Here is a 23,271-nt window from a genome sequence, read left to right on the forward strand (position 1 = left end):
GGTACGCCGGTGTGCACGGTTACGCGGTGACCGGGGCGGGTACCGGCTCCACCTCGGTCCAGGACGAGCCCAGCCCCGCCGAGCGCGCCACCGCGTCCAGCACGAGCTGGACCTGGAGCGCGTCGGTGAACGACGGGACCGGGTCCGATCCGGTGGCGATCGCCGCGAGGAAGTCCCGCAGCTCGTGCGTGAACGAGTGCTCGTACCCGATGATGTGCCCCGGCGGCCACCAGGCCGCCATGTACGGGTGGTCGCCCTCGGTCACCAGGATCCGCCGGAAGCCCTGCTCGGCCCCGGGCTCGGAGGCGTCGTAGAACTCCAGCTCGTTGAGGCGTTCGAGGTCGAACGCCACCGAGCCGAGCGAGCCGTTGATCTCGACCCGCAGCGCGTTGCGCCGGCCGGTGGCGAACCGCGTCGCCTCGTAGGTGGCGAGCCCGCCGCCGTCGAGCCGGGCCACGAAGACCGCCGCGTCGTCGACGGTGACCTGGCCCATCGCGGCCCCGGCACCGTCGGCCGAGGCGGCCAGCCCGCTCGACTCAGCGGGCAACGGACGCTCCTTGACGAAGGTCTCGGTGATCGCGCTGACCCCGGTGATCCGCTGACCGGTGACGAACTGGGTCAGGTCGATGATGTGCGCCCCGATGTCGCCGAGCGCACCGGACCCGGCCTTGTCCTTCTGCAGCCGCCAGACCAGCGGGAACTGCGGGTCGGTGATCCAGTCCTGCAGGTAGACCGCGCGGACGTGCCGGATCACGCCGAGCCGGCCGGAGGCGACCAGCTCCCGCATCAGGCTGACCGCGGGAACCCGGCGGTAGTTGAACCCGCACATGGCCCGTACGCCCACCGTCTGGGCCTTGGCCGCCGCGGCGACCATGGCCCGAGCCTCCTCGACCGTGTTGGCCAGCGGCTTCTCGCACAGTACGTGCTTGCCCGCCTCCAGGGCCGCGATGGTGATCTCGGCGTGGCTGTCGCCGGGCGTACAGACGTCGACGATGTCGATGTCGTCCCGGGCGATCAGCTCGCGCCAGTCGGTGGTGTGGCCCTCCCAGCCGAGCCGGCCGGCCGCGTCGGCGACCTTGGACTCGTCCCGGCCGCAGATCAGGGCCATCCGGGCTCGTACCGGCAGGTCGAAGACGCGGTTCACGGTGCGCCACGCCTGCGAGTGCGCGGCGCCCATGAACGCGTAGCCGACCATGCCGACCCGCAGTTCTTTCTCATTCGTGGACAAGGTGGGTCTCCCCCCGGTGTGTCAGAACCCGAGCTTGCCGTACTGGCTCGCGTTCTCTTTCGTGATCGTCTCGGAGGCCAAGGTGATCTCCTTCGGCACCTGCAGCTCGACCAGGTCGGACATGCCCTTGCCCTGGCCGATGAGCCGGGCCAGCGAGATCGCCGACGAGGCCATCGACGGGCTGTAGGTGACGGTTGCCTTCAGGACGCTGTTGTCGGCCGCGATCGCGTCGATGGCGGCCTTGGAGCCGGCGCCGCCGACCATGATGAACTCGGAGCGGTTGGCCTGCTTGATCGCGGCCAGTACCCCGATGCCCTGGTCGTCGTCGTGGTTCCACAGCGCGTCCATCTTGGGCAACGCCTGGAGCAGCTGCGAGGCTTCGCTCTGGCCGGTGTCGGCGGTGAACCGGGCGGCGCGCCGGTTGGCCACCTTGAAGCCGTAGACGGCCAGTTCGGCGGCGAAGCCGGCGGACCGCTCCTTGGTCAGCTCCAGCTCGTCCATGCCGGCGATCTCGCCGATGATCGGGTTGGCGATCCCCTTGGCCTTCATCTGCTCGCCGATGTAGCGGCCCGCCGCCACGCCCATGCCGTAGTTGTCGCCCTTGATCTGGAGCCGGTACGCCAGCGCGTCCGGGAACGCCCGGTCCAGGTTGACCACCGGGATGCCGGCCTTCATCGCCTCCAGCCCGGACGCGTTCAGCTCCTTGCCGTCGTGCGGCAGCATGACGATCACGTTCGGCTTCTGCGAAATCAGCGTGGAGAGGGCGGCCCGCTGGGCGGCGGCGTCCGCACCGGCGGCCACCGTCTTGAACTCCACGTCCGAGTAGACCTTCGCCTGCGCCTCGGCGTTCTTGGTGATGGCGGCGAGCCAGCCGTGGTCGGCGGCCGGGGCGGAGAAGCCGATGACGACCCGCTGGCCCGGCGCGCTGTTCGGGTTGGCCGCGTTGTCCGCCTCCTTGACCTGCTCGTTCCCGCCGGAACCGGAGCCGGTGTCATTGCTGGTGCAGGCGGTGAGCAGGGCGCCGGCGCCCACCGCCGCCCCGCCGAGCAGCAGCCGGCGGCGGGACAGGTCGCGCACCGGCCGGAGCGGATCGTGCTGGGTCATGACGACCTCCTGGTTATTTCGACTTCGGGTGGGGTGAGGTGGGTGGAGTCCACCGGCCGGTGGCCGGGGTCGGCCATCGGCGGGCGGGCACCACCGGATTGCTGCGGTGCGTCAATTCGTCGAGCTGAGCTTGTTTCGGGCGAGGAGCTGGGTGACCGACTTGAACCGGAACTGCTGGACCAGCACGGCGGCGACGATGATGCCGCCCTTGACCATGTTCTGCGCCTCGGTGGAGAGGCCGTTGATCGCGAACAGGTTGGTGATGGTGGCGAAGATGATCACGCCGAGCAGGGAGCCGACGATGGTGCCCCGGCCGCCGCTGAGCAGCGTGCCACCGATGATCGCCGCGGCGATCGCGTCGAGTTCGTAGAGGTTCGCCATCGCCGCCTGCGCGGAGTTGGCCTGCGCGGTGAGCATGATCGCGGCGATTCCGCAGCAGAGGCCGGAGAGCGCGTAGAGCAGCATGCTGTGCCGGCGTACGTTGATGCCGGCCAGCCGGGCCGCCTCCGGGTTGCCGCCGACCGCGACCGTACGCCGGCCGAAGGTGGTGCGGTTGAGCAGTACCCAGCCGGCGGCCACCACCGCGGCGAGGATGTAGACCAGCACCGGGATGCCCAGGAAGTCGGTACTCGCGATGCCGTTGATGGTCGCGTTGTTGGAGACCTGGGTCTGCTTGTCGGAGATCTCGGCGGCGAGACCCCGGGCGGCGACCAGCATGGCCAGGGTGGCGATGAACGGCACCAGCCGGCCGTACGAGATCAGCAGTCCGTTGACCAGCCCGACGCAGACCGCCACCACGATCGCGGTGAAGATCATCCCTCCGGCGCCGTAGCTCTGGGTCGCCACCGTGGTGCTCCAGACCCCGGCCAGCGCCACGATCGCGCCGACCGAGAGGTCGATCCCACCGCCGATGATCACGAAGGTCATGCCCACCGTCACCACGCCGACCACCGAGGCCAGGGTGAGGATCGAGAAGATGTTCGCCCGCACCCAGGACGGGTCGCCGTACAGGTCGGGGCGGGTGACGATGCCGATGATGATCAGCACCACCAGTACCCCGACCAGGCCCAGGTTGCGCCGGAACGACTCGCCCGCGTCGCCGCTCCACCGGCCGTTTCCGTTCGCGGGCGCACCGGCACCCTGGTGCGCCGGCGCTCCGGCCGGCGCCGGCGACACCGGCGACGGCCCGTCGGCGGGCGGCGCCGCCCCCGCCGGCGCGGCGGTCTCGGTACGTTCGGTCACGCTGGCGCCCCCTCCATCAGCGACCCCGCCATCACGAGGTCGAGCACGGTGTCTTCGTCGAGTTCTCCGGCCGGGGCCTCGTGCACCACCCGGCCCTCCCGCATCACCAGGACGCGGTCGGCCAGGCCGAGCACCTCCGGCACCTCGCTGGAGACCAGCAGTACGCCCACTCCCCGGGCGGCCAGCGCCCGGATCACCTGGTAGAGCTCGGCTCGGGCGCCGACGTCGACGCCCCGGGTCGGCTCGTCCAGCAGCAGCAGTTTCGTGTCGCCGAGCAGCCAGCGGCCGACCACGACCTTCTGCTGGTTGCCGCCGGAGAGCGTCCGGACCGGCCGCCGGACGTCCCGGGGCCGCAGTTCCAGCCGGTCGGCGACCTCGTTCGCCTCGGCCCGCTCCCGCCGCGCGTCGGTGAAGCCCAGCCGCGCCCAGCGGGTGAAGGTGGCCAGCGTGACGTTGCGGTAGATCGGTTCGCCGAGCAGCAGCGCCTGGCTCTTGCGCTCCTCCGGGGCCATCCCCATCCCAGCCCGGACAGCGGCGCCGACACTGCCCGGCCGGACCGGCCGGCCAGCCATCGAGACCGTGCCGGAGGTGGCCCGGCGGGCACCGAAGATGGTCTCCAGCAGCTCGGAGCGGCCCGAGCCGACCAGACCGGCGATGCCGACGATCTCACCGGCCCGGACGGTCAGCGACACGTCGGCGAACTCCCCCTCCCGGGCGAGCTGCCGCACCTGGAGCAGTTCCTCAGCGGCCGGCGCGGCGGCCGGGCGGTCCGGGAAGACGTACTCGATGGTCCGGCCGGTCATCCGGCTGACCAGGTCGCGGGTCGGGGTGGACCGGGCCGGCAGGTTCGCCGCGGTGGTCCGGCCGTCCTTGAGTACGGTGACCCGGTCGCCGATCTCGCGGATCTCCTCCATCCGGTGCGAGATGTAGATGACCGCGATCCCCTGCGCGGTCAGCTCCCGGATGATCCGGAACAGGTTGCCGACCTCGTCGTGCGCCAGTACCGCGCTCGGCTCGTCCATGATGATCAGTCGCGCCTCGTGCGAGAGTGCCCGGGCCATGCTGACGATCTGCTTGCCGGCGGACGGCAGTGAGCGGACCATCCGGCGGGGCGGGATCTCCGGGTGCCCGAGCCGGGCCAGGATCTCCCGGGTCTGCCGGGCCATGTAGCCGCGCCGGACGAAGCCGAGCTGGCGGGGCTCGTGCCCGAGGAAGGCGTTCTCGGCCACCGACAGGTCCTCGACCAGGTCGAGTTCCTGGTAGATGGTGGCGATGCCGGCCTTCATCGCGGCCTGCGGGTTGCCGAACGAGACCGGCTCGCCGAGCCACTCCACCTGCCCGGAGTCGGGCTGGTGCGCGCCGGAGAGCACCTTGATCAGCGTCGACTTTCCGGCGCCGTTCTGGCCGAGCAGGCAGTGCACCTCGCCGGCCCGTACCTCCAACTGCACCCCGTCCAGGGCGCGTACCCCGGGGAAGGTCTTCACCACGTCGGTGAGCCGGAGCACGACCTCACCGGGCACCGTGTCGGCGGGCGGGGTCACCAGCGGCGGCGGGTCGCCGACCGGGCCGGTCCCGTTCGGGCTCTCCACGCTGGTCGGGGCGCTCTCGTCGGCGCCGGTCCGCTCGTCACGGCCGGGCCGCTCGTCGTGTTCGGTCATGCCGCCTCCTCGCTGCGCTCGTCAACGTCATGACCTGGTCGACTGAGCTGGCTGATGCCCTCGCTCCGCTCGGTCATGACGCCTCCACGCTGCGCTCGTCAACGTCACGACCCGGCCGACCGGGCCGGCCGAGGCTCTCGCTCCGCTCGGTCATGACGCCTCCGCGAACGCGACGTCGGTGGCGAGCACGGCGGCGCCGGTGACGCCGGCCCGGGGACCGAGTTCGGAGAGCACCACCGGCAGGTTGCCGGTGGCCAGCGGCAGCGAGCGCCGGTAGACCACGCTGCGGATCTCCGCCAGCAGGATGTGGCCGAGCTGGGCCAGCCCGCCGCCGATGACGATCATCGACGGGTTGGCGAAGCTGACCAGGCCGGCCAGTACGCCACCGACCCGCCGTCCGCCGTCGCGGATCAGCCGGATGCAGGTCACGTCCCCCTCGATGGCGCCCTCGGCGACGTCGAGCGCGGTGACCGTACCGGTGGCGGCGAGCCGCTCGGCCAGCGCCGGTGACGCGCCGCTGCGGGCCGCCACGGTGGCCTCCTTGGCCAGCGCGGCGCCGCTGAACAGCGCCTCCAGGCAGCCGATGTTGCCACACGAGCACATCGGGCCGTGCGAGTCGACCTGGATGTGCCCGATGTCGCCGGCACAGCCGTCGGTGCCCCGGTAGACCTCGCCGGAGAGGTAGATGCCGCAGCCGATGCCGGTGCCGATCTTGACGAACAGGAAGTCGTCGACCGAGTGCGCCACCCCGCCGTGCCGCTCGCCGATCGCCATGATGTTGACGTCGTTGTCCACCACCGCCGGGCAGCCGTGCTCGCGGGTCAGCAGCTCACGGACGGGGAAGCGGTCCCAGCCGGGCATGATCGGCGGCGAGACCGGTACGCCGTCCCGGAAGCTCACCGGCCCCGGTACGCCGATGCCGACGGCGTGCAGCCGCTCGTACGCCCCGTCGACCTTCGCCTTGTGTAGCAGTTCGTGCACCCGTTGCAGTATCACCTTGGGGCCGGAGCGGATGTCCGTCGTCTCGGCGTACGCGGCGACGGGTTCGAGCCGGCCGTTGACCACCTCGACGTCGATCGAGCTGGCGCCCAGGTCGACGGCGGCGAACCGCAGGTCGGGGCTGAGTTCGACCAGCGTGGAGCGGCGCCCGCCCCGGGAGGCGGCGAGTCCGGCCTCTGCCACGTAACCGAGGCCGACCAGCCGCTCCAGCTCGGCGAGCAGGCGCGGCCGAGGAATCTGCAACCGGTCCGCCAGTTCGGCCCGAGACACCGCACCCTCGTCGCGCAACAGCCTCAGCAGCCGCAGATGCAGCGCTTCCGGGGTGCGCACAGGGACTCACCTCCGTCAGGCATCGGTTCACGTCGACGCAACGCCAGCGCGTCGTGCTCGACACAGTAAGAGCCTTCCGGAGGGGATGTCTAGAGCTTCATCCGAGATAACACTAACTTTTGTCCTAACGGACGAAAGTTAGTTGTTGATCTAGGAAAGGGTGTGGCTCGCTCGGAGCGGTCCCGGGCTGCTCAGTCGCGATCCCGTTTCCTGAGCTTGCGGTCGTCGCGGAGCGAGACGTACGGCTCCCGGTCCGCCGGCCCACCCATCCGGATCGTCCGCTCTCGCTCCAGTTCCGCGCTCAACTCGGCGCCGAGCAGGACGGCGACGTTGGAAAGCCAGAGCCAGACGAGGAAGACGATCACCCCGGCCAGCGAGCCGTACGTCCGGTTGTACGAGGCGAAGTAGCTGACGTAGAGCGCGAACCCGGCGGAGACGACGGCCCAGACCAGCACGGCGAAGATGCCACCGGGGCTGATCCACCGGAACCGCTGGCGCGCGTTGGGCGCCGCCCAGTAGAGCACCGCGAAGATCAGGCTGACCAGCACTACCAGTACCGGCCACTTGCCGATGTCCCACGCCGTCACTCCGGCCTCGCCGACCCCCAGCCGCCGACCCACCTGGGCGGAGAGCCGCCCACTGAACACCAGGAGCACCAGGCTGATCAACACCAGCAACCCGATCAGGGCGGTCAGGCCGATCCGGAGCAGCAGAGTCCGGGTGAGCGGCCGCCCCTCCGGCACGTCGTAGATCGCGTTGGCGGCCCGGCTGAAGGCGCCGATGTAGCCGGAGGCCGTCCAGAATGCGCCGAGGATGCCGAGCACCGCGACCAGGCTCGCCGTTCCGGTGCTTCCCTGCACCTGGGTGATCCCGGTGAGCAGGATGTCCCGCGCGGACGGTGCGGGCACGACGTCCCGGATCACGTTCTGCACCCCGCGCACCGCCGCGTCGCCGAGCAGCCCCAGCACCGCCACCAGCACCAGCAGGGCCGGGAAGAGCGACAGCACACCGTAGTAGGTCAGCGCCGCCGCCCAGTCCGTGACGTTGTCCGCCTGCGCCTCCCGCAGGGTCCGGCGCAGCACTCCGACCCAGGCGCCGCGGGGCAGTCGCCTCGGCGACGTGGACGTCTGTTTGCCAGTCATGCCGCCCTCCTCGCCACGGCGCCGCCGGGCGACGCGCTCCAACCGGCGCTACCGGCTAACTACTTAAAGTAGTCATCCGAGGCGGTCGCGTCGGTCCAACGGCCAGGGCCGGGCCGGCGAACCTGTCCGGGCACGTCCGGCCTCACTTGCAGAGCAGTCGGCCCATCCGGCGGCCGGCGACGATCAGGCCGAGCGTGGTCAGCGCGAGCAGGTAGACGACGTCGAGGAGTTCGCCCCAGCCGCCGCCCTCCACGGTGATGCCCCGGACCAGGTGCACCGCCCGATAGAGCGGCGTCACCTCGACCACCCAGCGCAGCACCGACGGGTACGCCTCGGCCGGCACGAACGTCCCGGAGAAGAGGAAGAGGGTGAACTGGGCCGAGCCCATCAGGTCGAAGTCCTGCCAACTGCGCATGAAGGTGGAGAGCGCCATGCCCAGCGCGCCGAACGCGAATCCGACCAGTACGGCGGCCGGAAAGGCGATCAGCGCGCGTATCCCGCTGGTCAGGTCCAGCCCCACCATCACGGCCAGGAACGCCGCCGAGTAGAGACTGCCTCGCAGCATCGCCCAGCCCAACTCGCCGAGGGCGATCTCGAACGGCTGCACCGGGGTGGCGAGGATCCCGTCGTACAGCTTCATGTACTTCATCTTGCCGAAGAAATTGAACGTCGTTTCGGCCAGCGCCCCGCTCATCGCCGAGGCGGCCAGCATCGCCGGTGCCACGAACGCCGCGTACGACACCACGATGCCGGTCGGCAGGGTCAGGTCGCCGACCAGCTCCCCCACCCCGACGCCGATGGAGAGCAGATAGAGCAACGGCTCGAAGAAGCCCGAGATCAGCACCACCCAGTACGCGGACTTCAACGCCGCGACGTTGCGCTCGGCCACCGAGGCCGCGCGGCGGGGTGCGCCCTCGAAACTGATCAGCCGAGGCAGGACGATGCTGACCACGGAAGCCTCTCTCTTCTGGTCGGATCGGGCGGGAACGCGGGGCCGGCCGCCAGCGCGGCTCAGACCACCAGCCGGCGGCGGAACGCCGAGTGCGCCAGCCACCAGCCGACGGCGGCCCAGGCGGCGAGGTAGAGCAGGTGCCCCGGGACCGACCAGGCCGGCGCGACACCGAGGGTGGCGGCCCGGCACAGGTCCACGCCGTGCCAGAGCGGCGACGCGTACGCCAGCCAGCGCAGCACCACCGGCAGCGACTCGACCGGGAAGAACACTCCGGCGAAGAGGGTCATCGGGATCACCGCGAACCGGAACAGCAGCGCCAGATAGCTGTCGCTGCGCACCGAGGAACTGTAGGCGAAGACCGGCGCGGCCACCGCCGCCCCGATCAGCGCCACCAGCGGCAACGTGGCCAGCGCCCACGGCGAGTGCAGCGCGCCGAACGCCGCCGCCACGAGCAGGAAGGCGAGGCTGCTGGTCAGCACCCGGAACAGTACGAAGCCGAGCTGCCCGCCGAGGATGTCGGCGACCCGCAGCGGCGTCGCCGCCTGCGCGAAGTAGATCTTGATCCACTCGAAGTTGCCGAGCACCGGCCAGGTCGACTCGCCGATCGCGACCTGGAGCGCCGTCGAGGCGATCAACCCCGGCACGAGGAAGTCCAGGTATGGCACCCCGGCCACCGGGGCGTCGACGTACGCCCCGACGCCCACCCCGAAGCCGACCATGGTGAGCAGCGGCAGCAGGAACGACGAGAAGACGCCGGCCCGCCAGGTGCGGCGGTAGGCGACGAGGTGGTATTCGAGCACGGCCAGCGCGGGGAACCGCCCGACCAGCCCGGCCCGGGGGTGGGTGGCCGCCGTGGACTCCAGAAGCGCCATCTCAGTCCACCAGCGTCCGGCCGGTGAGATGCAGGAAGACGTCCTCCAGGCTGCTGCGCCGGACCAGCACGCTGGCCGGGGTCAGCGCCCGGGCGTGCACCTCGGCCACCGCACTGTCGCCGTCGGTGACGTAGAGCAGGATCCGGTCCGGCAGCACCTCGATCCGCTCCGCGAGCCCGTCCAGCTTGCCCGCGAAGGCTTCCTGAGTCTCGCCGGCGAAGCGCAGCTCGACCACCTCGCGGGTCGAGTAGCGCTCGATCAGCGCGCGCGGCGAGCCCTCGGCGACGATCCGGCCGCCGTCCATCACCACCAGCCGGTCGCAGAGCTGCTCGGCCTCGTCCATGTAGTGGGTGGTCAGCACCAGCGTGACCCCCTGCTGTTTGAGCCGGAACAGCCGCTCCCAGACCAGGTGCCGGGCCTGCGGGTCCAGCCCGGTGGTCGGCTCGTCGAGCAGCACGATGTCGGGCTCGTTGACCAGCGCGCGGGCGATGGTCAACCGGCGCTTCATGCCGCCGGAGAGCGGCTCCACCTTGCTGCCCGCCCGCTCGGCGAGCTGCACGAAGTCGAGCAGCTCGGCGGCGCGCTCCCGGGCCACCCGGCGCGGGATTCCGAAGTAGCGCGCATAGGTGGTCAGGTTTTCCCGGACGGTCAGCTCGGGGTCGAGGTTGTCCAACTGCGGGCAGACGCCGAGCCGGGCCCGGATCGCCGGCCCGTCCCGCCGGGGATCCATCCCCATGATCTGCAACTCGCCGCCGGTGGGCGGCGAGACACAGCCGACCATGCGCATGGTCGAACTCTTGCCGGCGCCGTTGGGCCCGAGGAAACCGAACGCCTCCCCCGCCCGCACGTCGACGTCGATCCCATCGACGGCGGTGAAATCCCCGAACCGCTTGACCAGCCCTCGCGCCTGGATGAGAACCCCGTCCTTAGCCACGGGCTCGACCATAACCGCCGGGTCCGACGCGTCCCACCGAGTTTCCGCCTCGGCGCCGCCCAGGTCAGCCCATCCGCCAGCCGTCCACCAGCCCGGGCCCGCCCGGACCCGCCCCGGGTCGGATTACCGACGGCGCTCAGCCTGCTCGACAGCCGGCCCGCTCGACAGCCGGCCCGCTCGACGGCCGGTACGGCGATGGCCGGACGGGCGGGCGGCTCAGAGGTCCGGGTCGGTGCCGGACCGGGCCGCCGCCACCAGCCGGTCGGTCTCGGCCAGCACGGCGGGGTCGTCGACCGGCGTACCGGGGTCGTAGCGGACCGTCCAGGTCAGGCCGTCGACGCCGCGTACCTGCCGGGCCGCGATTCGCAGACCTCCGTCGGGCAGCCGGTGGTGTGCCGTGTACGCCACCGACCGGGTCACCCGGGCCCGCACCTGGTGCGGCACGTCACCCGGGTCGAGCAGCAGGTACGTCCGTACCGTCCCGTCCGCCACCACCCGGTAGTCGGCCCGCTCCTCGACCAGTTCGGCCGGGGTGACCGCCAGGTCCCGACCCGACCAGACCGCCTTGTGCACGTCGTGCCAGCCCAGCCGGGCGGCGTCACCCGGCAGCCAGAGCCCACGGTCGGTGACCACCACGATCTCCTCGCCGTCGGCCACCCGGGCCCAGTCCAGCACCCGCTCACCGGACTCCAGCGCGGGCCGCTGGTCGGCGGGCAGCTTCCGGCCTCGACGGAACAGGTTGAACGCCTCCACCGGCTACAGACCCCCCATCGCCTGCTCGCGCAGGGCTCGCGCGTGCTGCTCCAGGGAGAGCAGCTCCCCGAAGAGCGCGAAGTACTCGTCCTTGTTGGCGGTCGGGTTGACCCGCTGCACCTTCGACTTCAGGTCCCGGATCCGGCTGGTCACCGAGCCCCACTCCAGCCGGGCCAGCGTGATGGAGACGTACCGGGGATCGGGCTCGGTGTCGAGCCGCAGGGGCTCCACGGCCAGCTCGCCGACCAGCGCCGCGGCGGCCAGATCGCCGCAGGCGTCCCGGACCCGCTCGATCCAGACCGCGCCGGTGGTCGCCGCCGCCGCGCCGCCGGCCGCCTCGATCGCGGCCCGCACCGCCCGGTGTACGGGATGCAGGTAGACCTCCGCGGCGAGCGCGTCGAACATCGGACCGGCCAGCACCGGCACCTGGAGGGCGAGCTTGAGCGCCTCCCGCTCGACCAGCGACTGCGGGTTGTCCAGCACCGGCTCGATAACCGGTCGCTGCGGCGGGGGCGGCCCGGCGCCGTTGCCCCGGCGCGACTGCCCGGTCCCCTGCTGGGCGGCGGCGTTCAGCACGGCCCGCTGCACCGGCTCGATCTCCATGCCGAGGTCGCCGGCGAGCTTGCGGACGTACTCCGGGCGCTTCTCCCGGTCCTTGAGCTTGGCCACCAGCGGCGCCGCCCGGCGCATCGCCTCCACCCGGCCGTCGACGGTGTCCAGGTCGTACCGGTTGAGCACCTGGCGCAGCGCGAAGTCGACCAGCGGCTCGCGGCGGGCGACCAGGTCCCGCACCGCCAGGTCGCCCTTTGCCAGCCGCAGCTCGCACGGGTCCATGTTGTCCGGGCTGATCGCGATGAAGGTACGCCCGACGAACCGCTGGTCGTCCTCGAAGGCCCGCAGCGCCGCCTTCTGCCCGGCGGCGTCGCCGTCGAAGGTGAAGATGATCTCGCCCGCCACCGCGTCGGTGTCCATCAGCATCCGGCGGAGCACCGAGATGTGGTCCGCGCCGAACGCCGTGCCGCAGGTCGCCACCGCCGTCGGTACGCCGGCCAGGTGGCAGGCCATCACGTCGGTGTAGCCCTCCACGATCACCGCCCGCCCCTGCCGGGCGATCTCCCGTTTTGCCTGGGAGATGCCGTAGAGCACGTGCGACTTCTTGTAGATCGGCGTCTCGGGGGTGTTCAGGTATTTCGGGCCGTCGTCATCGGAGAAGAGCTTGCGGGCACCGAAGCCGATCACGTCGCCGGTCAGGTCCTTGATCGGCCAGAGCAGCCGGCGCCGGAACCGGTCGATCAGCGAGCCGGAGCGCGCCTCCCGGGCCAGCCCTGCGGTAACCAGTTCCTGGCCGGTGAAGCCCTTCTGCCGCAGGTGCTTGGTGAGCAGGTCCCAGGCGTCCGGGGCGAAGCCGCAGCCGTACGTCTGGGCCGCCGTACGGTCGAAGCCGCGCTCGGCCAGGAATTCCCGGGCCGGCCGGGCGCCGGCGGTGCCGAGCTGGCCGGCGTAGAACTCGGCGGCGGCGGCGTGTGCGGCGACCAGGCGCTGCTTCTGCCCCTGCTGCGGCCGGACCGGCGCGGGCCCGGCCTCGATGTAGCGCAGTTGGATGTTGGCCCGGTCGGCGAGGCGTTCGACGGACTCGACGAAGGTCAGGTGTTCGGCGTCCATCAGGAACTTGATGGCGTCGCCGCCGGCCCCGCAGCCGTGGCAGAAGAACACGCCTCTGGCCGGGGCCACGGTGAACGACGGGGTCTTCTCGTCGTGGAACGGGCAGAGTCCCTTGAGGTTGCCGCCGCCGGCCGACCTGAGCGTGACGGTCTCGGAGATGATGTCGGCGATCGAGGTGCGCTCCCGTACCAGCGCGATGTCCTCGTCGCGGATCCGCCCGGCCACCGCCTCACCCCCTCCGGCCTACATCCTGCCCTGCCGGGCCGACCTGACCGGCGAAGGGGGTGGCGGTGCGATGCGCGGTTCAGCCGACCGTCGCCGACTCCTCGGCTTCGACCTGCCGGTTCCAGTCCGGCTTGGCGGAGCGCCAGCTCTCGTCGTCGTCGCCTCGACGCCAGTAGCCGGAGATGGAGAGCCGCTCCTTCGGCACCCGGAGTTCACCGCGGAGCATCCGGCGCAGCTCGCGGACGAAGTACGCCTCGCCGTGCACGAAGGCGTGCACCTCGCCGGGCGGGAAGGTGGCCGCGCGTACCGCCTCGACCAGGGCGTCGCCGACGACCCGGCCGGCACGGTGCACCCAGACGATCTCGGCGGACGCCTTGGTGACCAGGTGCTGCTCCTCGTCCGGCCCGGAGACCTCCACGAAGACCCGGGCCGGGACGCCGTGCGGCAGCCGCTCCAGCGCGGCACCGATCGCCGGCAGGGCGCTCTCGTCGCCGACCAGCAGGTGCCAGTCGGCCGCCGGGTCCGGGGCGTACCCGCCGCCGGGGCCCCGGAACATCACCTGGTCCCCCGGCCGGGCGCCGGCGGCCCACGGGCCGGCCAGCCCCTCGTCGCCGTGGTAGACGAAGTCCAGGGTCAGCTCCCGGGCCACCGCGTCCCAGGCCCGCACGGTGTAGGTGCGCAGCCGGGGCCACTGGTCGCGGGGCAGCTCGCGCTTGACCAGGTCGAGATCGAGCGGCACCGGATAGTCGACGCCGGCCGGCGGGAAGATCAGCTTCACGTAGTGGTCGGTGTAGGTGTCGGCCACGAACCCGGTCAGCCCGTCCCCGCCGAGCACCACACGGATCATGTGCGGCGTGAGCCACGCCGTGCGGAGTACGGTGGCGTACCTGACCCCGGTCCCGTTCGAACTTTCCGCCATTAGTTTAGGCTAGCCTAAGTCACCGAGCTCCGGGTGCCCGGGGCCGCCGATCCGCCGATCGGAGACGTAGGCTGGCGGCACGGACCACCCCCGACCGGCCGGTCGCCGACCATCGGCCCACCTGCGGGGGCGGCCACTCGGCTGGGGAGAGGTCATGGGGCAGGGCGTACACGTGCAGGAGCTGCCGGGCATCGGCAAGCGGTACGACATCGATCTCGGGCACGGCGGCACCCGCGTCTCGATCGTGGTACGCCGGGACGGCACCCGCGACCTCTACGTCTTCACCTCCCGCTCCGACGAGCCCACCGCGGTCGTCGAACTGTCCGAGGAGCAGTCCCGCAAGGTCGGCGCCGTACTCGGCGGGACCTTCTTCGCCTGACGTCCTCCGCCCGCCCGCCGCCCGCCCGTCACCTGACGCCGCCCGGCCGCCCTTCGCCTGACGCCCTTCGCCCGACGTTCGCCCGCCCTTCGCCTGACGTCGTTCGCCTGACGTCACCGGGTTCCCCGCCCGGCGCGACGCCACCCGATTGGAGACCCCATGCACGCCGATCTGATCGGGTTCGGCGCGATCGTGCTGGTCGCCGGCCTGCTGGCCCGGGCGGGCCGCCGGATCGGCCTGCCCAGCGTGCCGTTCTTCATGCTGACCGGGATCCTGCTCGGGCCGGCCACCCCCGGTCCGGTGCTGATCGAGCATCCCGAGGACCTCGCCCTGCTCGCCGCCATCGGCCTGGTGCTGCTGCTGTTCAACCTCGGGGTCGAGTTCCCGGTGCGGCAGGTGTTCGGCAGCGGAAAGCGCCTCTTCATCGCCGCCGGCTGCTCGATCGGGCTGAACGTCGGGGCCGGGCTCGCGCTCGGCTTCACCCTCGGCTGGGGCACCCCCGAGGCCTTCGTGATCGCCGGGGCGCTCGGCATCTCGTCCTCGGCGATCGCCACCAAGCTGCTCATCGAGCTGCGCCGGCTGGCCAACGCCGAGACGCCGATCATCCTCGGCATCATCGTGATCGAGGACCTCTTCCTCGCCTTCTACCTGGCCCTGCTCTCCCCGATCCTGGCCGGCGCCTCCTCCCCGGGCGAGATCGCCCTGCACATCGGGATGAGCTTCGGCTACCTGCTGCTGCTGGTGGCGGTGGCGAGGTGGGGCGCCCGGGCGGTCGGCGCTCTGATCGGCAGCCACGAGGACGAGCTGCTCGCCATCGGGATGGTCGGGCTGGTGGTGCTGGTCGCCGGGCTGTCGGCCGAGGTCGGCGTCTCCGACGCGATCGGCGCGCTCATGATCGGCCTCGTCGTCGCCCGGACCGCGGTACGGGAACGGGTGGAGCGGCTGGTCCTGCCGCTGCGGGACGTCTTCGCCGCCGTCTTCTTCGTCGCCTTCGGGTTGAGCATCGACGTCGGGGCGTTCGGCTCGGTGGCCGTACCGGTGGCGATCGCGGTCGCGGTGACGATCGTGGTGAACATCGGCTCCGGCCTGATCACCGGCTCGCTCTTCGGGTTCAACCAGCGCGGCGCGACCAACGTCGGGCTAACCGTGCTGGGCCGGGGCGAGTTCTCACTGATCCTGGCCACCCTGGCGCTGGGCGCCGGGCTCGACGACCGGATCGGACCGTTCGTCGCGCTGTACGTCCTGATCCTCGCGGTGCTCAGTCCGATGTTCGCGGCGCAGTCCCGCTACCTGGCCCGGGTCATCCCCGACCAGCTCCTCCGGTCCCGCTGGCGGTACGTCCGCGAGGAGACCATGAGCACGGCCTGCACGCACCTGGACCGGATCCAGATCACCGAGACCGACGGAGACATCTGCCGGGAGTGCGCCGACGCCGGCGAGGACTGGGTGCACCTGCGGATGTGCCTGACCTGCGGCGCGGTCGGCTGCTGCGACGACTCGCCGGGCCGGCACGCGACCGCGCACTTCTCCGAGACCGGGCATCCGCTGATCCGCTCGATCGAGCCCCGCGAGAACTGGCAGTACTGCTACGTCGACGGCGCGCTGGTCCGCGAGCCGATCGGCCCCCGGGAACCGGTCGAGTCCTGACCCACCCTGCCGCCGCTTCGGCGGGAGAACGCGTCAGGGGTTGGCCTCGGCCGGCAGCAGGTGGCTCACCTGCGGCACCCCCTCGGCGTGTTCCAGCGCCCGCAGCTCGGCGGCCTGGTCCGCCTTGGTCAGCCGGCCGCCGTGCTGGCGCAGGTGCTCGTCCCAGGAGGGCAGCTCGTAGACCTCCACGAAGAGGTCCGCCGACTCGCCCTCCCGGAACAGGCCCCAGCGCGACGCGCCGGTGCGCTGCCGGGCCGCCCGGACCTCCTCCATGGCGGCGACGAACCGCTCCCGATGCTCCTCCCGGACCGTGTACGTCAGCACCACCATCACCGGCCCGACGCTCGGGTCCGGCTCGTGCACCAGTTCGAGGTCGGGCCAGTGCGTCGCCGGGTCCCGCTCCACGGCGCGCAGGTCCGGCAGCGGCCACATCTTCACGGTCAGCGCGCCGAGGATCATCAGCAGCCCGGCGGCGACGTGCGCGAGGACCAGGCTCGCCGTGTCGGCGACGACGCCCCAGACCAGCGCGCCGATCGCCTGTCCGCCGGCGAAGGCGACCTGGTAGACGGCGAGACCGCGGGCACGTACCCAGCCGGGGAGGAAGAGCTGGATCTCGGCGTTGACGTTGGAGAGCACCGTCACCCAGGCCAGACCGGCCGGTACCAGCGCGACCAGCACGACCGCCTCGATCGGAACCAGCGCCACCACCAGCATGGCCGCCCCGTAGGTCAGCCCGGCGACCAGCAGGAAGAGGTTCGGCGAGAACTTGGCCCGGACCCAGGGCAGCACCAGCCCGCCGGCCACCGCCCCGACGCCGAGCGCGGCCAGCAGTACGCCGTACCCGCCGGCGCCGAGCCCGAGCCGCTGGTTGGCGATCAGCGGCAGCAGCGCCCAGAGTGCGCTACCGGGGACGATGAAGAGCAGCGCCCGGAGCAGCAACCGCTGCACGATCGGCGAGTGCCGGACGTACCGGCCGCCGGCCCGGAGCGCCGCGGTGAACCGTTCCGGCACCTCGACCGAGCGGGAATTCCCGGCCCGCCAGCGGATCAGGGTGAGCGCGAAGAAGAGGAAGGCCAGGGTGTTGAGGGCGAAGACCAGCGGTACGCCGGTCCAGGCGATCAGCAGGCCGGCCACCGCCGGGCCGACCGAGCGGGCCACGTTCACGCTGATCGAGCCGAGCCCGGAGGCGGACTGCAACAGGTTGCGCGGCACCAGGTCGGGGATGACCGCGGCCCAGGCCGGCAGGGTGAGCGCCTGCCCGACCCCGAAGGCGAACGTGAGGGTGAGCAGCAGCGCCGGTGGCATCCGCCCGGTCGCGGTGAGCAGGGTCAGCGCCACCCCCACCGCGACGATGAAGAACTGCACGGCGATCAGCAGCCGCCGCCGGTCGAGGGTGTCGGCCAGGGCACCGGCCGGCAGCGCGAGCAGCAGGATCGGCAGGGTACTGGCGGTCTGCACCAGGGAGACCAGGGTGGAGGCGTTCCGTTCGTCGATCAGCAGCCACTGGGCGCCGACGGTCTGCATCCAGGTACCGATGTTGGCGACCAGCATCGCCACCCAGAGGCTGCGGTAGGTCGCCACCCGCAGTGGCGCCCACGCCGAGGGTGGCGGCTCGGCGGAAGCCGGCCCGGCGCTGACCATCGCCCCGGGTTACCAACGTCCGTCGGCGCGGAGCACCCTCTGCCCCGAGACGTAGAGGTCGTCGGCGCCGAGCAGCAGCAGCCGAACGACCTCGGTCGCCACCTGCTCGGGCCGCGCGAAGATCGTGTCGAGGAAGTCGGCGCCGACCCGTTCCTGCAGCTTGGTGGGCATCGGGCCGGGGTGGATCTCCATCACCTTGATGCTGTTGGTGCCCTGCGCCTCGGCAAGCGACTCGACCAGGCTGGTGCCGAAGCTCTTCGTGGCCCGATAGAGCGGGATGCCGGGCCGGGGCACGTCGGTGGCGAGCGCGCTGACGTAGACGATGTTGCCGTACCCCTGCTCGTGCATCTGGAGCAGCGCCTCGTGCATCAGGTACGCCGTACCCAGCACGTTCACCTCGATCGCCCGGCGGATCATCTCCGGGGAGAGTTCCTCCAGCTTTCCGCCGGCCCACATCGCCGCGCAGTGTGCCAGTCCGTCGATCGGGCCGTACCGGGCGACGATCTCCGCCAGGGCGTCCCGGATCTGCTCGCTGCGGGACATGTCGCAGACGATGCCGTCGCAGCCCAGTTCGTCACGGGCCCGGGACACCTCGTCGGGGACGTTGCCGAGGATCACGACCCGGTGATCGGCGGTGAGGATCCGGGCGACCTCTTTCCCGAGCCCGCTGGTGCCGCCGTCCACCACGAATGTCCTGGCATCCATGCCCACTCCAGCTCCTCGTCAACGACGCGGTCCTATCAAGGAGCGTTCCACCTGCGGCGCGGGCGTGCGGCCATGATCGGGTAATCTGCGGCGGCGTTCTCCGCCCCGGGACCGGGATTCAGCAGGGATCGCCCGGCTGGTCGAGCTTGGCGGAGTCGAGGAACGCGGTCAGCAGACCGGCGAGTTGCCGTCGCTGAGGGCCGTCCAGCCCGCCGAAGATGCGTTCGCTGATCTCGGCCTGGAGTGTGCCGAGCCGCTCTGCCTGGGCCGTGCCCGCCTCCGTGAGCCGCAGCCGGAAGGCACGCCGGTCCACCGGGTCGACGACCCGCACCGCCAGTCCCTCGGACTCCAGTGCGTCGGTGATCGGGGTGAGCGCGCGGGCGGTGACCCCGAGCTGCGCGGCCAGGTCGCCCATCCGACTGCTCGGGGCCGTGGCCAGGGCGAGCAGCAGCCGGACCCGGGCGGCCGAGAGACCCGACTCGGCGAACTGGGCCTGTCCGAGCCGGGAGAAGGTACGCCAGGCGCTGCCGAGCAGTTGCCCGAGGCGTACGGCGTCGTCGTCGGCCGGCGGTTCGGCTCGGCTTGACATCGGTATCCCTCCCGGAAATACTTCCCACAGTAATAGTGAACAAGGTAACCATCACCTGGTTCGCTATCACCGTACCCGTAGAACTCACCGTGACGGAGGACCGCAGCCGTGCCGACGAGCCCCACTCCCGCCGGTGACCGACGGATCATCCTGGTCACCGGCGCAACCGGCAACCAGGGCGGCGCGGTGGTCGACGCGCTGCTCGACGACGGCGGCTTGGCGGTCCGCGCCCTGACCCGCGATCCCGCCGGAGCGCGTGCCCGAGCCCTCGCGGCCCGCGGCGTCGACGTCCGCGCCGGTGACCTGGCCGACGCGGGCTCGCTGCGCCCCGCGCTGGCCGGTGCGCACGGCGTGTTCGGGGTGCAGAACTCGCGCACCGCGGGCCTTGCGGGCGAGGTCCGGCAGGGCCGGACCCTGATCGACGCGGCGGTCGCGGCCGGCGTGCGGCACCTGGTCCAGGCCTCGGTGGGTGGGGTCGATCGGGTACGCGGCATCCCGCATTTCGACACCAAGTGGCGGATCGAACAGCACCTCCGGGACACCGCGCTGGACTGGACCATCCTCCGGCCGACCACCTTCACCGAGGTCTTCACGATGCGCGGTGCCAGCATCGGGCTGAGCGTGATGCTGGCCGCGCTCGGCTCCGACAAGCCGCTACAGATGGTCGCCGTACCCGACATCGGGGTCTTCGCCCGACTCGCCTTCACCCGCCCCGAGGCGTACGTCGGCCGGGCCGTCGAACTCGCCGGTGACGAACTGACCGTGCCACGGATCGCCGAGACGCTGCGTGGTTCCGGTCGCCGGGTCCGGCTGGCCCGGCCACCGAAGGCCCTGCTCCGGCTGATGGGACCGGAGGCCCGGATGCTGTTCTGGTTCGGCGAATCCGGTTACGCGGCCGACATCGCGGCGCTCCGTCGGGAGCATCCGGGGCTGCTGACCCTCCGGCAGTGGCTCGACCTGCCGGGCCGGGGCGCCCCGGCGCACCGGGTCGGCTGACGGCACTCCTCCGGCCGCCCGCCGGACCGAGGGCTCCCAGGGTGCACGGTCCACGAGGGACCGGGTGGGGCGGGCCCGCGAGCGAGGCCGCATCGCATCCGCCCGGCTCGATGCGACAGCCCGGCGTCATCTGGGGTTTCGCGACGGTGCTTGCCCCGTTAATCCGGGGGCCCCAAGGTTACCGGCCATGAGGAAGATCAATCGCCGCATCTTCGTCCTAGCTGGACTCGGTGCCGCCGGTACGGCGGCGCTACCGCTGCGGAATGCCCTGGCCGCAACCCCCTACCCGTTCAAGCTGGGCATCGCCTCCGGTGAACCGGCACCGGACAGCGTCGTGCTGTGGACCCGGCTCGCCCCGTCGCCGCTGAACGCCGACGGCCAGGGCGGAATGGCCAACGCGGACGTCACCGTCGAATGGCAGGTGTCGACCGACGAACGGTTCGGCTCGCTGGTCGCCTCCGGCGCGGTCGCCGCCCGGTACGCCGACGCGCACTCCGTGCACGTGGTCGCCGGTGGCCTCGCCCCGGACGCCGACTACTTCTACCGGTTCCGGGCCCAGGGGCACATCTCACCGGTGGGGCGTACCCGGACCGCGCCGGCGGCCGGCAGCTTCGGCCGGGACCTGGTGATGACCTTCGCCTCGTGCGCGCACTACGAGTCCGGCTACTACACCGCGTACCGGCGGATGGCCGAGGACAACCCGGGGCTGGTGCTGCACCTCGGCGACTACCTCTACGAGGACGCCACCACCACCGGCTCGGTACGCGAACACGTCGGCGCCGAGATCGTCTCGTTGGCCGACTACCGGCGCCGGTACGCCCAGTACAAGTCGGATCCGGACCTCCAGGCGGCGCACGCGGCCGCGCCGTGGCTGCTGGTACCGGACGACCACGAGGTGGAGAACAACTACGCCGGCACGGTGCGGGAGAACAACACCCCGGCGCTGACCGCCGCGCAGTGGACCGCCCGGCGCACCGCCGCCTACCGGGCGTACTACGAGAACCTGCCGCTGCGGCCCAGCTCCGCGCCGTCCGGCAACAGCATCCCGCTGTACCGCCGGATCAGGTGGGGACAGTTGGCCACCTTCCACATGCTCGACACCCGGCAGTACCGGGACGACCAGGCCTGCGGGGACGGCCGCAAGGTCTGCGCCGACGCCGACCTGCCCGGCCGTACCCTGACCGGCGCCGCCCAGGAGGCGTGGCTGCTCGACGGCCTCGGCCAGCGGTTCGGCACCTGGGACATCCTGGGTCAGCAGGTCTTCTTCGCCCGCCAGCTCGACGCGGCCGGCGCCGCCAACATGGACTCCTGGGACGGCTACCGCGCCTCCCGGTCCCGCATCCAGCAGGGCTGGGTCGAGCGCGGCGTACGCAACCCGCTGGTGCTCACCGGCGACGTGCACCAGGCGTGGGCCAACGACCTCAAGGCGGACTACGCCAACCCGGGTTCGGCGACGATCGGCACCGAGCTGGTCTGCACCTCGATCTCGTCCGGCGGCAACGGCTCCGCCGACACGGCGATCCCGAACGGCAGCGTCAACCCGCACATCAGGTTCTTCTCCAACCGGCGCGGCTACGTGCGTACCACCATCGGCCGGACCCAGCTCCGGGCCGATTTCCGGGCGGTGGCCAGCGTCACCGAGCACGGTGCTCCGGTCTCCACCGTCGGTTCGTTCGTCATCGCCGAGGGCCGCCCGGGCCTCCAGGCCGGCTGAGAGGAAGTACCCCGTTGACCCCCGTCACCTCGCTGCTCGTCACGACCCTGCTGGCGGTACCGGTACCGGCCGGACCGGGGTCCGTCCTCGACCCCGTGCCCGCCGGGAACCCGACACCGGCCGTGAGCCCGACGGCTCCGCGCCCGGCGGGCGGTTCCGCCACCCCGACCCCCGGCAGCCCGGCGACCCCGCCCCCGGGTGACCCGGCGACGCCGACCAGCCCGGCCGGACCCACCTCGGGCCGCCCGGCGACCCCGACACCGACCCCCGCCGGTACGGCCCAGCCGGTGCCGCCGGCCCGGACGGTCCCGCCGGCCCCCGGCGGCGTGGCGGTCGCGGCCGCGCCGGTCACCTGGACCACGGCGAACAGCACCGCCACCGGCGACCAGGACGTACCGGCCATCGCCGCCAACCGCAACGGCCGGGTCGCGGTGGTCTGGGAGGACGACCGTGACAGCACCGCGCCGGAGGACGACGTCCACTCCGAGATCTACCTGCGGGTGTTCAACAACGGCACCCCGGTCTACGAGCTGAAGCTCTCCGCCGGGGGCACCGCCGGGACGAACTGGAAGCACGTCACCCCGGACGTCGGCATCGACGACCGGGGCAACGTCGTGGTCGTCTGGGCGGACGACCCGGACGGCAACGGCTTCTACAACGTGCCGTACCGGGTGGTCTCGCCCACCGGCAGCGTGCTCACCTCGGGTCGGGCCAACGCCTCGGCCGACGGCCAGCAGCTCTATCCCAAGGTGGCGGTCGACCCGGACGGCGCCCCGAACAGCACCACGGCGGTCGGCTTCAGCGTGGTGTGGGAGGACGTCCAGGGCACCGCGCCGGCAACCGTCCGGGTCGCCGGCTACACCAACAACACCACCAAGGCGTACGAGGTGCCGGCCAGCCAGTCGACCGGCGAGCACCACCGCCCGGACGTGGCGGTCTCCGCCTCCGGTGACGCGCTGGTGGTCTGGGACGAGGACGGTGACGCGAACGGGTCGTACAACGTCGGCCTGGCCCGGTTCGCCCGGTCGAACGGCGCGGTGAACCTGTCCCGCCGGATCGCCAACTCGGCCAGCGGCGGCCAGCAGCGCCGGCCCGCGATCGCGGCCAACTTCACCGGTGACTTCGCCGTCGCCTGGGAGTCCGACCACACCGGCACCGCCGGGGTGTGGCTGCGCTCGTTCACCAGCGCGGCGGCGGCCCGGCACGACGACGTCCAGGTCTCCACCGCCGAGGGGGCGGTCGCGCCGACCGTCGGCCTCGACGACCAGGCCAACGCGGTGGTCGGCTGGACCGTGGCGACCGCCGCCCAGGACATCGCGGCCCGGGGCTTCAACCCGGACGGTACCGGGACCGGCCGGCTGCCCGGTCAGGTGCTCGGGCAGACCACGACCGGTCGGCAGGAGCAGGTCGCACTCACCTCGTCGCCGTGGGGCGAGGTCAGCGTCTGCTACACCGACGACAACGACGGCAACTCGTTCGACCAGATCATCCTCGGCGTGGACGGCTCCAACTCGGACTGGTGACGGCGCGACGACGGTGCCGGTCAGCCTGCGGATCGCGGCTGGCCGGCGCCTCGTTCC

At 71.9% G+C, this 23,271-nt stretch carries 20 protein-coding genes; 5 read left to right on the top strand and 15 right to left on the bottom strand.

The genetic code is table 11. The features are described from left to right. Positions 1-19: 19 nt before the first annotated feature. From ACSMXO_RS34535 to ACSMXO_RS34590, 12 genes are all read right to left on the bottom strand, one after another. Positions 20-1,195: a Gfo/Idh/MocA family protein gene (locus tag ACSMXO_RS34535; protein WP_455419378.1), complete on the bottom strand. Its 1,176-nt coding sequence runs from the start codon at positions 1,193-1,195 to the stop codon at positions 20-22. Positions 1,196-1,249: 54 nt separating this feature from the next. Continuing rightward, positions 1,250-2,332: a substrate-binding domain-containing protein gene (locus ACSMXO_RS34540; RefSeq protein WP_346260663.1), complete on the bottom strand. Its 1,083-nt coding sequence runs from the start codon at positions 2,330-2,332 to the stop codon at positions 1,250-1,252. Positions 2,333-2,443: 111 nt separating this feature from the next. Next, entirely contained in the window at positions 2,444-3,574 is a 1,131-nt protein-coding gene (locus ACSMXO_RS34545; protein ID WP_346260662.1) for an ABC transporter permease, read from the bottom strand. Next, on the bottom strand, positions 3,571-5,232 hold the full coding sequence (locus ACSMXO_RS34550) for a sugar ABC transporter ATP-binding protein (protein WP_455415273.1): 1,662 nt from the start codon (positions 5,230-5,232) through the stop codon (positions 3,571-3,573). Before ACSMXO_RS34550 ends, ACSMXO_RS34545 begins: the two co-directional genes overlap by 4 nt. A gap of 150 nt (positions 5,233-5,382) precedes the next feature. Then, positions 5,383-6,561: an ROK family transcriptional regulator gene (locus ACSMXO_RS34555; RefSeq protein WP_346260660.1), complete on the bottom strand. Its 1,179-nt coding sequence runs from the start codon at positions 6,559-6,561 to the stop codon at positions 5,383-5,385. A gap of 191 nt (positions 6,562-6,752) precedes the next feature. Beyond that, positions 6,753-7,703 (bottom strand): YihY/virulence factor BrkB family protein, encoded by a 951-nt coding sequence (locus ACSMXO_RS34560; RefSeq protein ID WP_455415274.1) that lies wholly within the window; start codon positions 7,701-7,703, stop codon positions 6,753-6,755. Between the two features lie 142 nt (positions 7,704-7,845). Next, on the bottom strand, positions 7,846-8,655 hold the full coding sequence (locus ACSMXO_RS34565; protein ID WP_455415275.1) for an ABC transporter permease: 810 nt from the start codon (positions 8,653-8,655) through the stop codon (positions 7,846-7,848). Positions 8,656-8,714: 59 nt separating this feature from the next. Continuing rightward, positions 8,715-9,518: an ABC transporter permease gene (locus ACSMXO_RS34570; RefSeq protein WP_455419379.1), complete on the bottom strand. Its 804-nt coding sequence runs from the start codon at positions 9,516-9,518 to the stop codon at positions 8,715-8,717. 10 nt (positions 9,519-9,528) lie between these two features. Next, on the bottom strand, positions 9,529-10,461 hold the full coding sequence (locus ACSMXO_RS34575; RefSeq protein WP_346260656.1) for an ABC transporter ATP-binding protein: 933 nt from the start codon (positions 10,459-10,461) through the stop codon (positions 9,529-9,531). A gap of 216 nt (positions 10,462-10,677) precedes the next feature. Beyond that, a complete protein-coding gene (locus ACSMXO_RS34580) occupies positions 10,678-11,214 on the bottom strand; it encodes a hypothetical protein (RefSeq protein WP_346260655.1) in 537 nt (178 codons plus the stop codon). A 3-nt stretch (positions 11,215-11,217) separates the two neighbouring features. Next, a complete protein-coding gene (gene dnaG, locus ACSMXO_RS34585; protein ID WP_455415276.1) occupies positions 11,218-13,101 on the bottom strand; it encodes a DNA primase in 1,884 nt (627 codons plus the stop codon). 79 nt (positions 13,102-13,180) lie between these two features. Then, positions 13,181-14,020, bottom strand: a complete 840-nt coding sequence (locus ACSMXO_RS34590) for a siderophore-interacting protein (RefSeq protein WP_346260653.1) — start codon at positions 14,018-14,020, stop codon at positions 13,181-13,183. A 154-nt stretch (positions 14,021-14,174) separates the two neighbouring features. Between ACSMXO_RS34590 and ACSMXO_RS34595 the strand changes: the two genes are divergently transcribed. Together ACSMXO_RS34595 and ACSMXO_RS34600 are read left to right on the top strand one after the other, a co-directional pair. Beyond that, a complete protein-coding gene (locus ACSMXO_RS34595) occupies positions 14,175-14,399 on the top strand; it encodes a potassium transporter TrkA (RefSeq protein ID WP_331211013.1) in 225 nt (74 codons plus the stop codon). A gap of 159 nt (positions 14,400-14,558) precedes the next feature. Further along, the gene (locus ACSMXO_RS34600) at positions 14,559-16,046 is read left to right on the top strand and encodes a cation:proton antiporter domain-containing protein (protein ID WP_455415277.1); all 1,488 of its coding nucleotides are present in this window, start codon (positions 14,559-14,561) and stop codon (positions 16,044-16,046) included. A 33-nt stretch (positions 16,047-16,079) separates the two neighbouring features. Here ACSMXO_RS34600 and ACSMXO_RS34605 read toward each other — a convergent pair whose 3' ends face one another. From ACSMXO_RS34605 to ACSMXO_RS34615, 3 genes are all read right to left on the bottom strand, one after another. Then, positions 16,080-17,687: an MFS transporter gene (locus tag ACSMXO_RS34605; RefSeq protein WP_455415278.1), complete on the bottom strand. Its 1,608-nt coding sequence runs from the start codon at positions 17,685-17,687 to the stop codon at positions 16,080-16,082. A 9-nt stretch (positions 17,688-17,696) separates the two neighbouring features. Next, complete coding sequence (locus ACSMXO_RS34610; RefSeq protein WP_346260650.1) at positions 17,697-18,392, bottom strand: SDR family NAD(P)-dependent oxidoreductase; 696 nt, start codon at positions 18,390-18,392, stop codon at positions 17,697-17,699. 118 nt (positions 18,393-18,510) lie between these two features. Continuing rightward, positions 18,511-18,981: a MarR family winged helix-turn-helix transcriptional regulator gene (locus ACSMXO_RS34615; protein ID WP_346260649.1), complete on the bottom strand. Its 471-nt coding sequence runs from the start codon at positions 18,979-18,981 to the stop codon at positions 18,511-18,513. A 108-nt stretch (positions 18,982-19,089) separates the two neighbouring features. Here ACSMXO_RS34615 and ACSMXO_RS34620 point away from each other — a divergent pair, with 108 nt between their 5' ends. The 3 genes from ACSMXO_RS34620 to ACSMXO_RS34630 all read left to right on the top strand — a co-directional run bounded on the left by ACSMXO_RS34620 (position 19,090) and on the right by ACSMXO_RS34630 (position 23,214). Continuing rightward, positions 19,090-19,977, top strand: coding sequence for an NmrA/HSCARG family protein (locus ACSMXO_RS34620; RefSeq protein ID WP_455415279.1), 888 nt, complete (start codon positions 19,090-19,092; stop codon positions 19,975-19,977). 187 nt (positions 19,978-20,164) lie between these two features. Further along, positions 20,165-21,691: an alkaline phosphatase D family protein gene (locus ACSMXO_RS34625; protein WP_346260647.1), complete on the top strand. Its 1,527-nt coding sequence runs from the start codon at positions 20,165-20,167 to the stop codon at positions 21,689-21,691. 14 nt (positions 21,692-21,705) lie between these two features. Next, positions 21,706-23,214, top strand: coding sequence for a hypothetical protein (locus ACSMXO_RS34630; RefSeq protein ID WP_455415280.1), 1,509 nt, complete (start codon positions 21,706-21,708; stop codon positions 23,212-23,214). Positions 23,215-23,271 lie beyond the last annotated feature (57 nt).

It is taken from the genome of Plantactinospora sp. DSM 117369 (genome assembly GCF_053764795.1).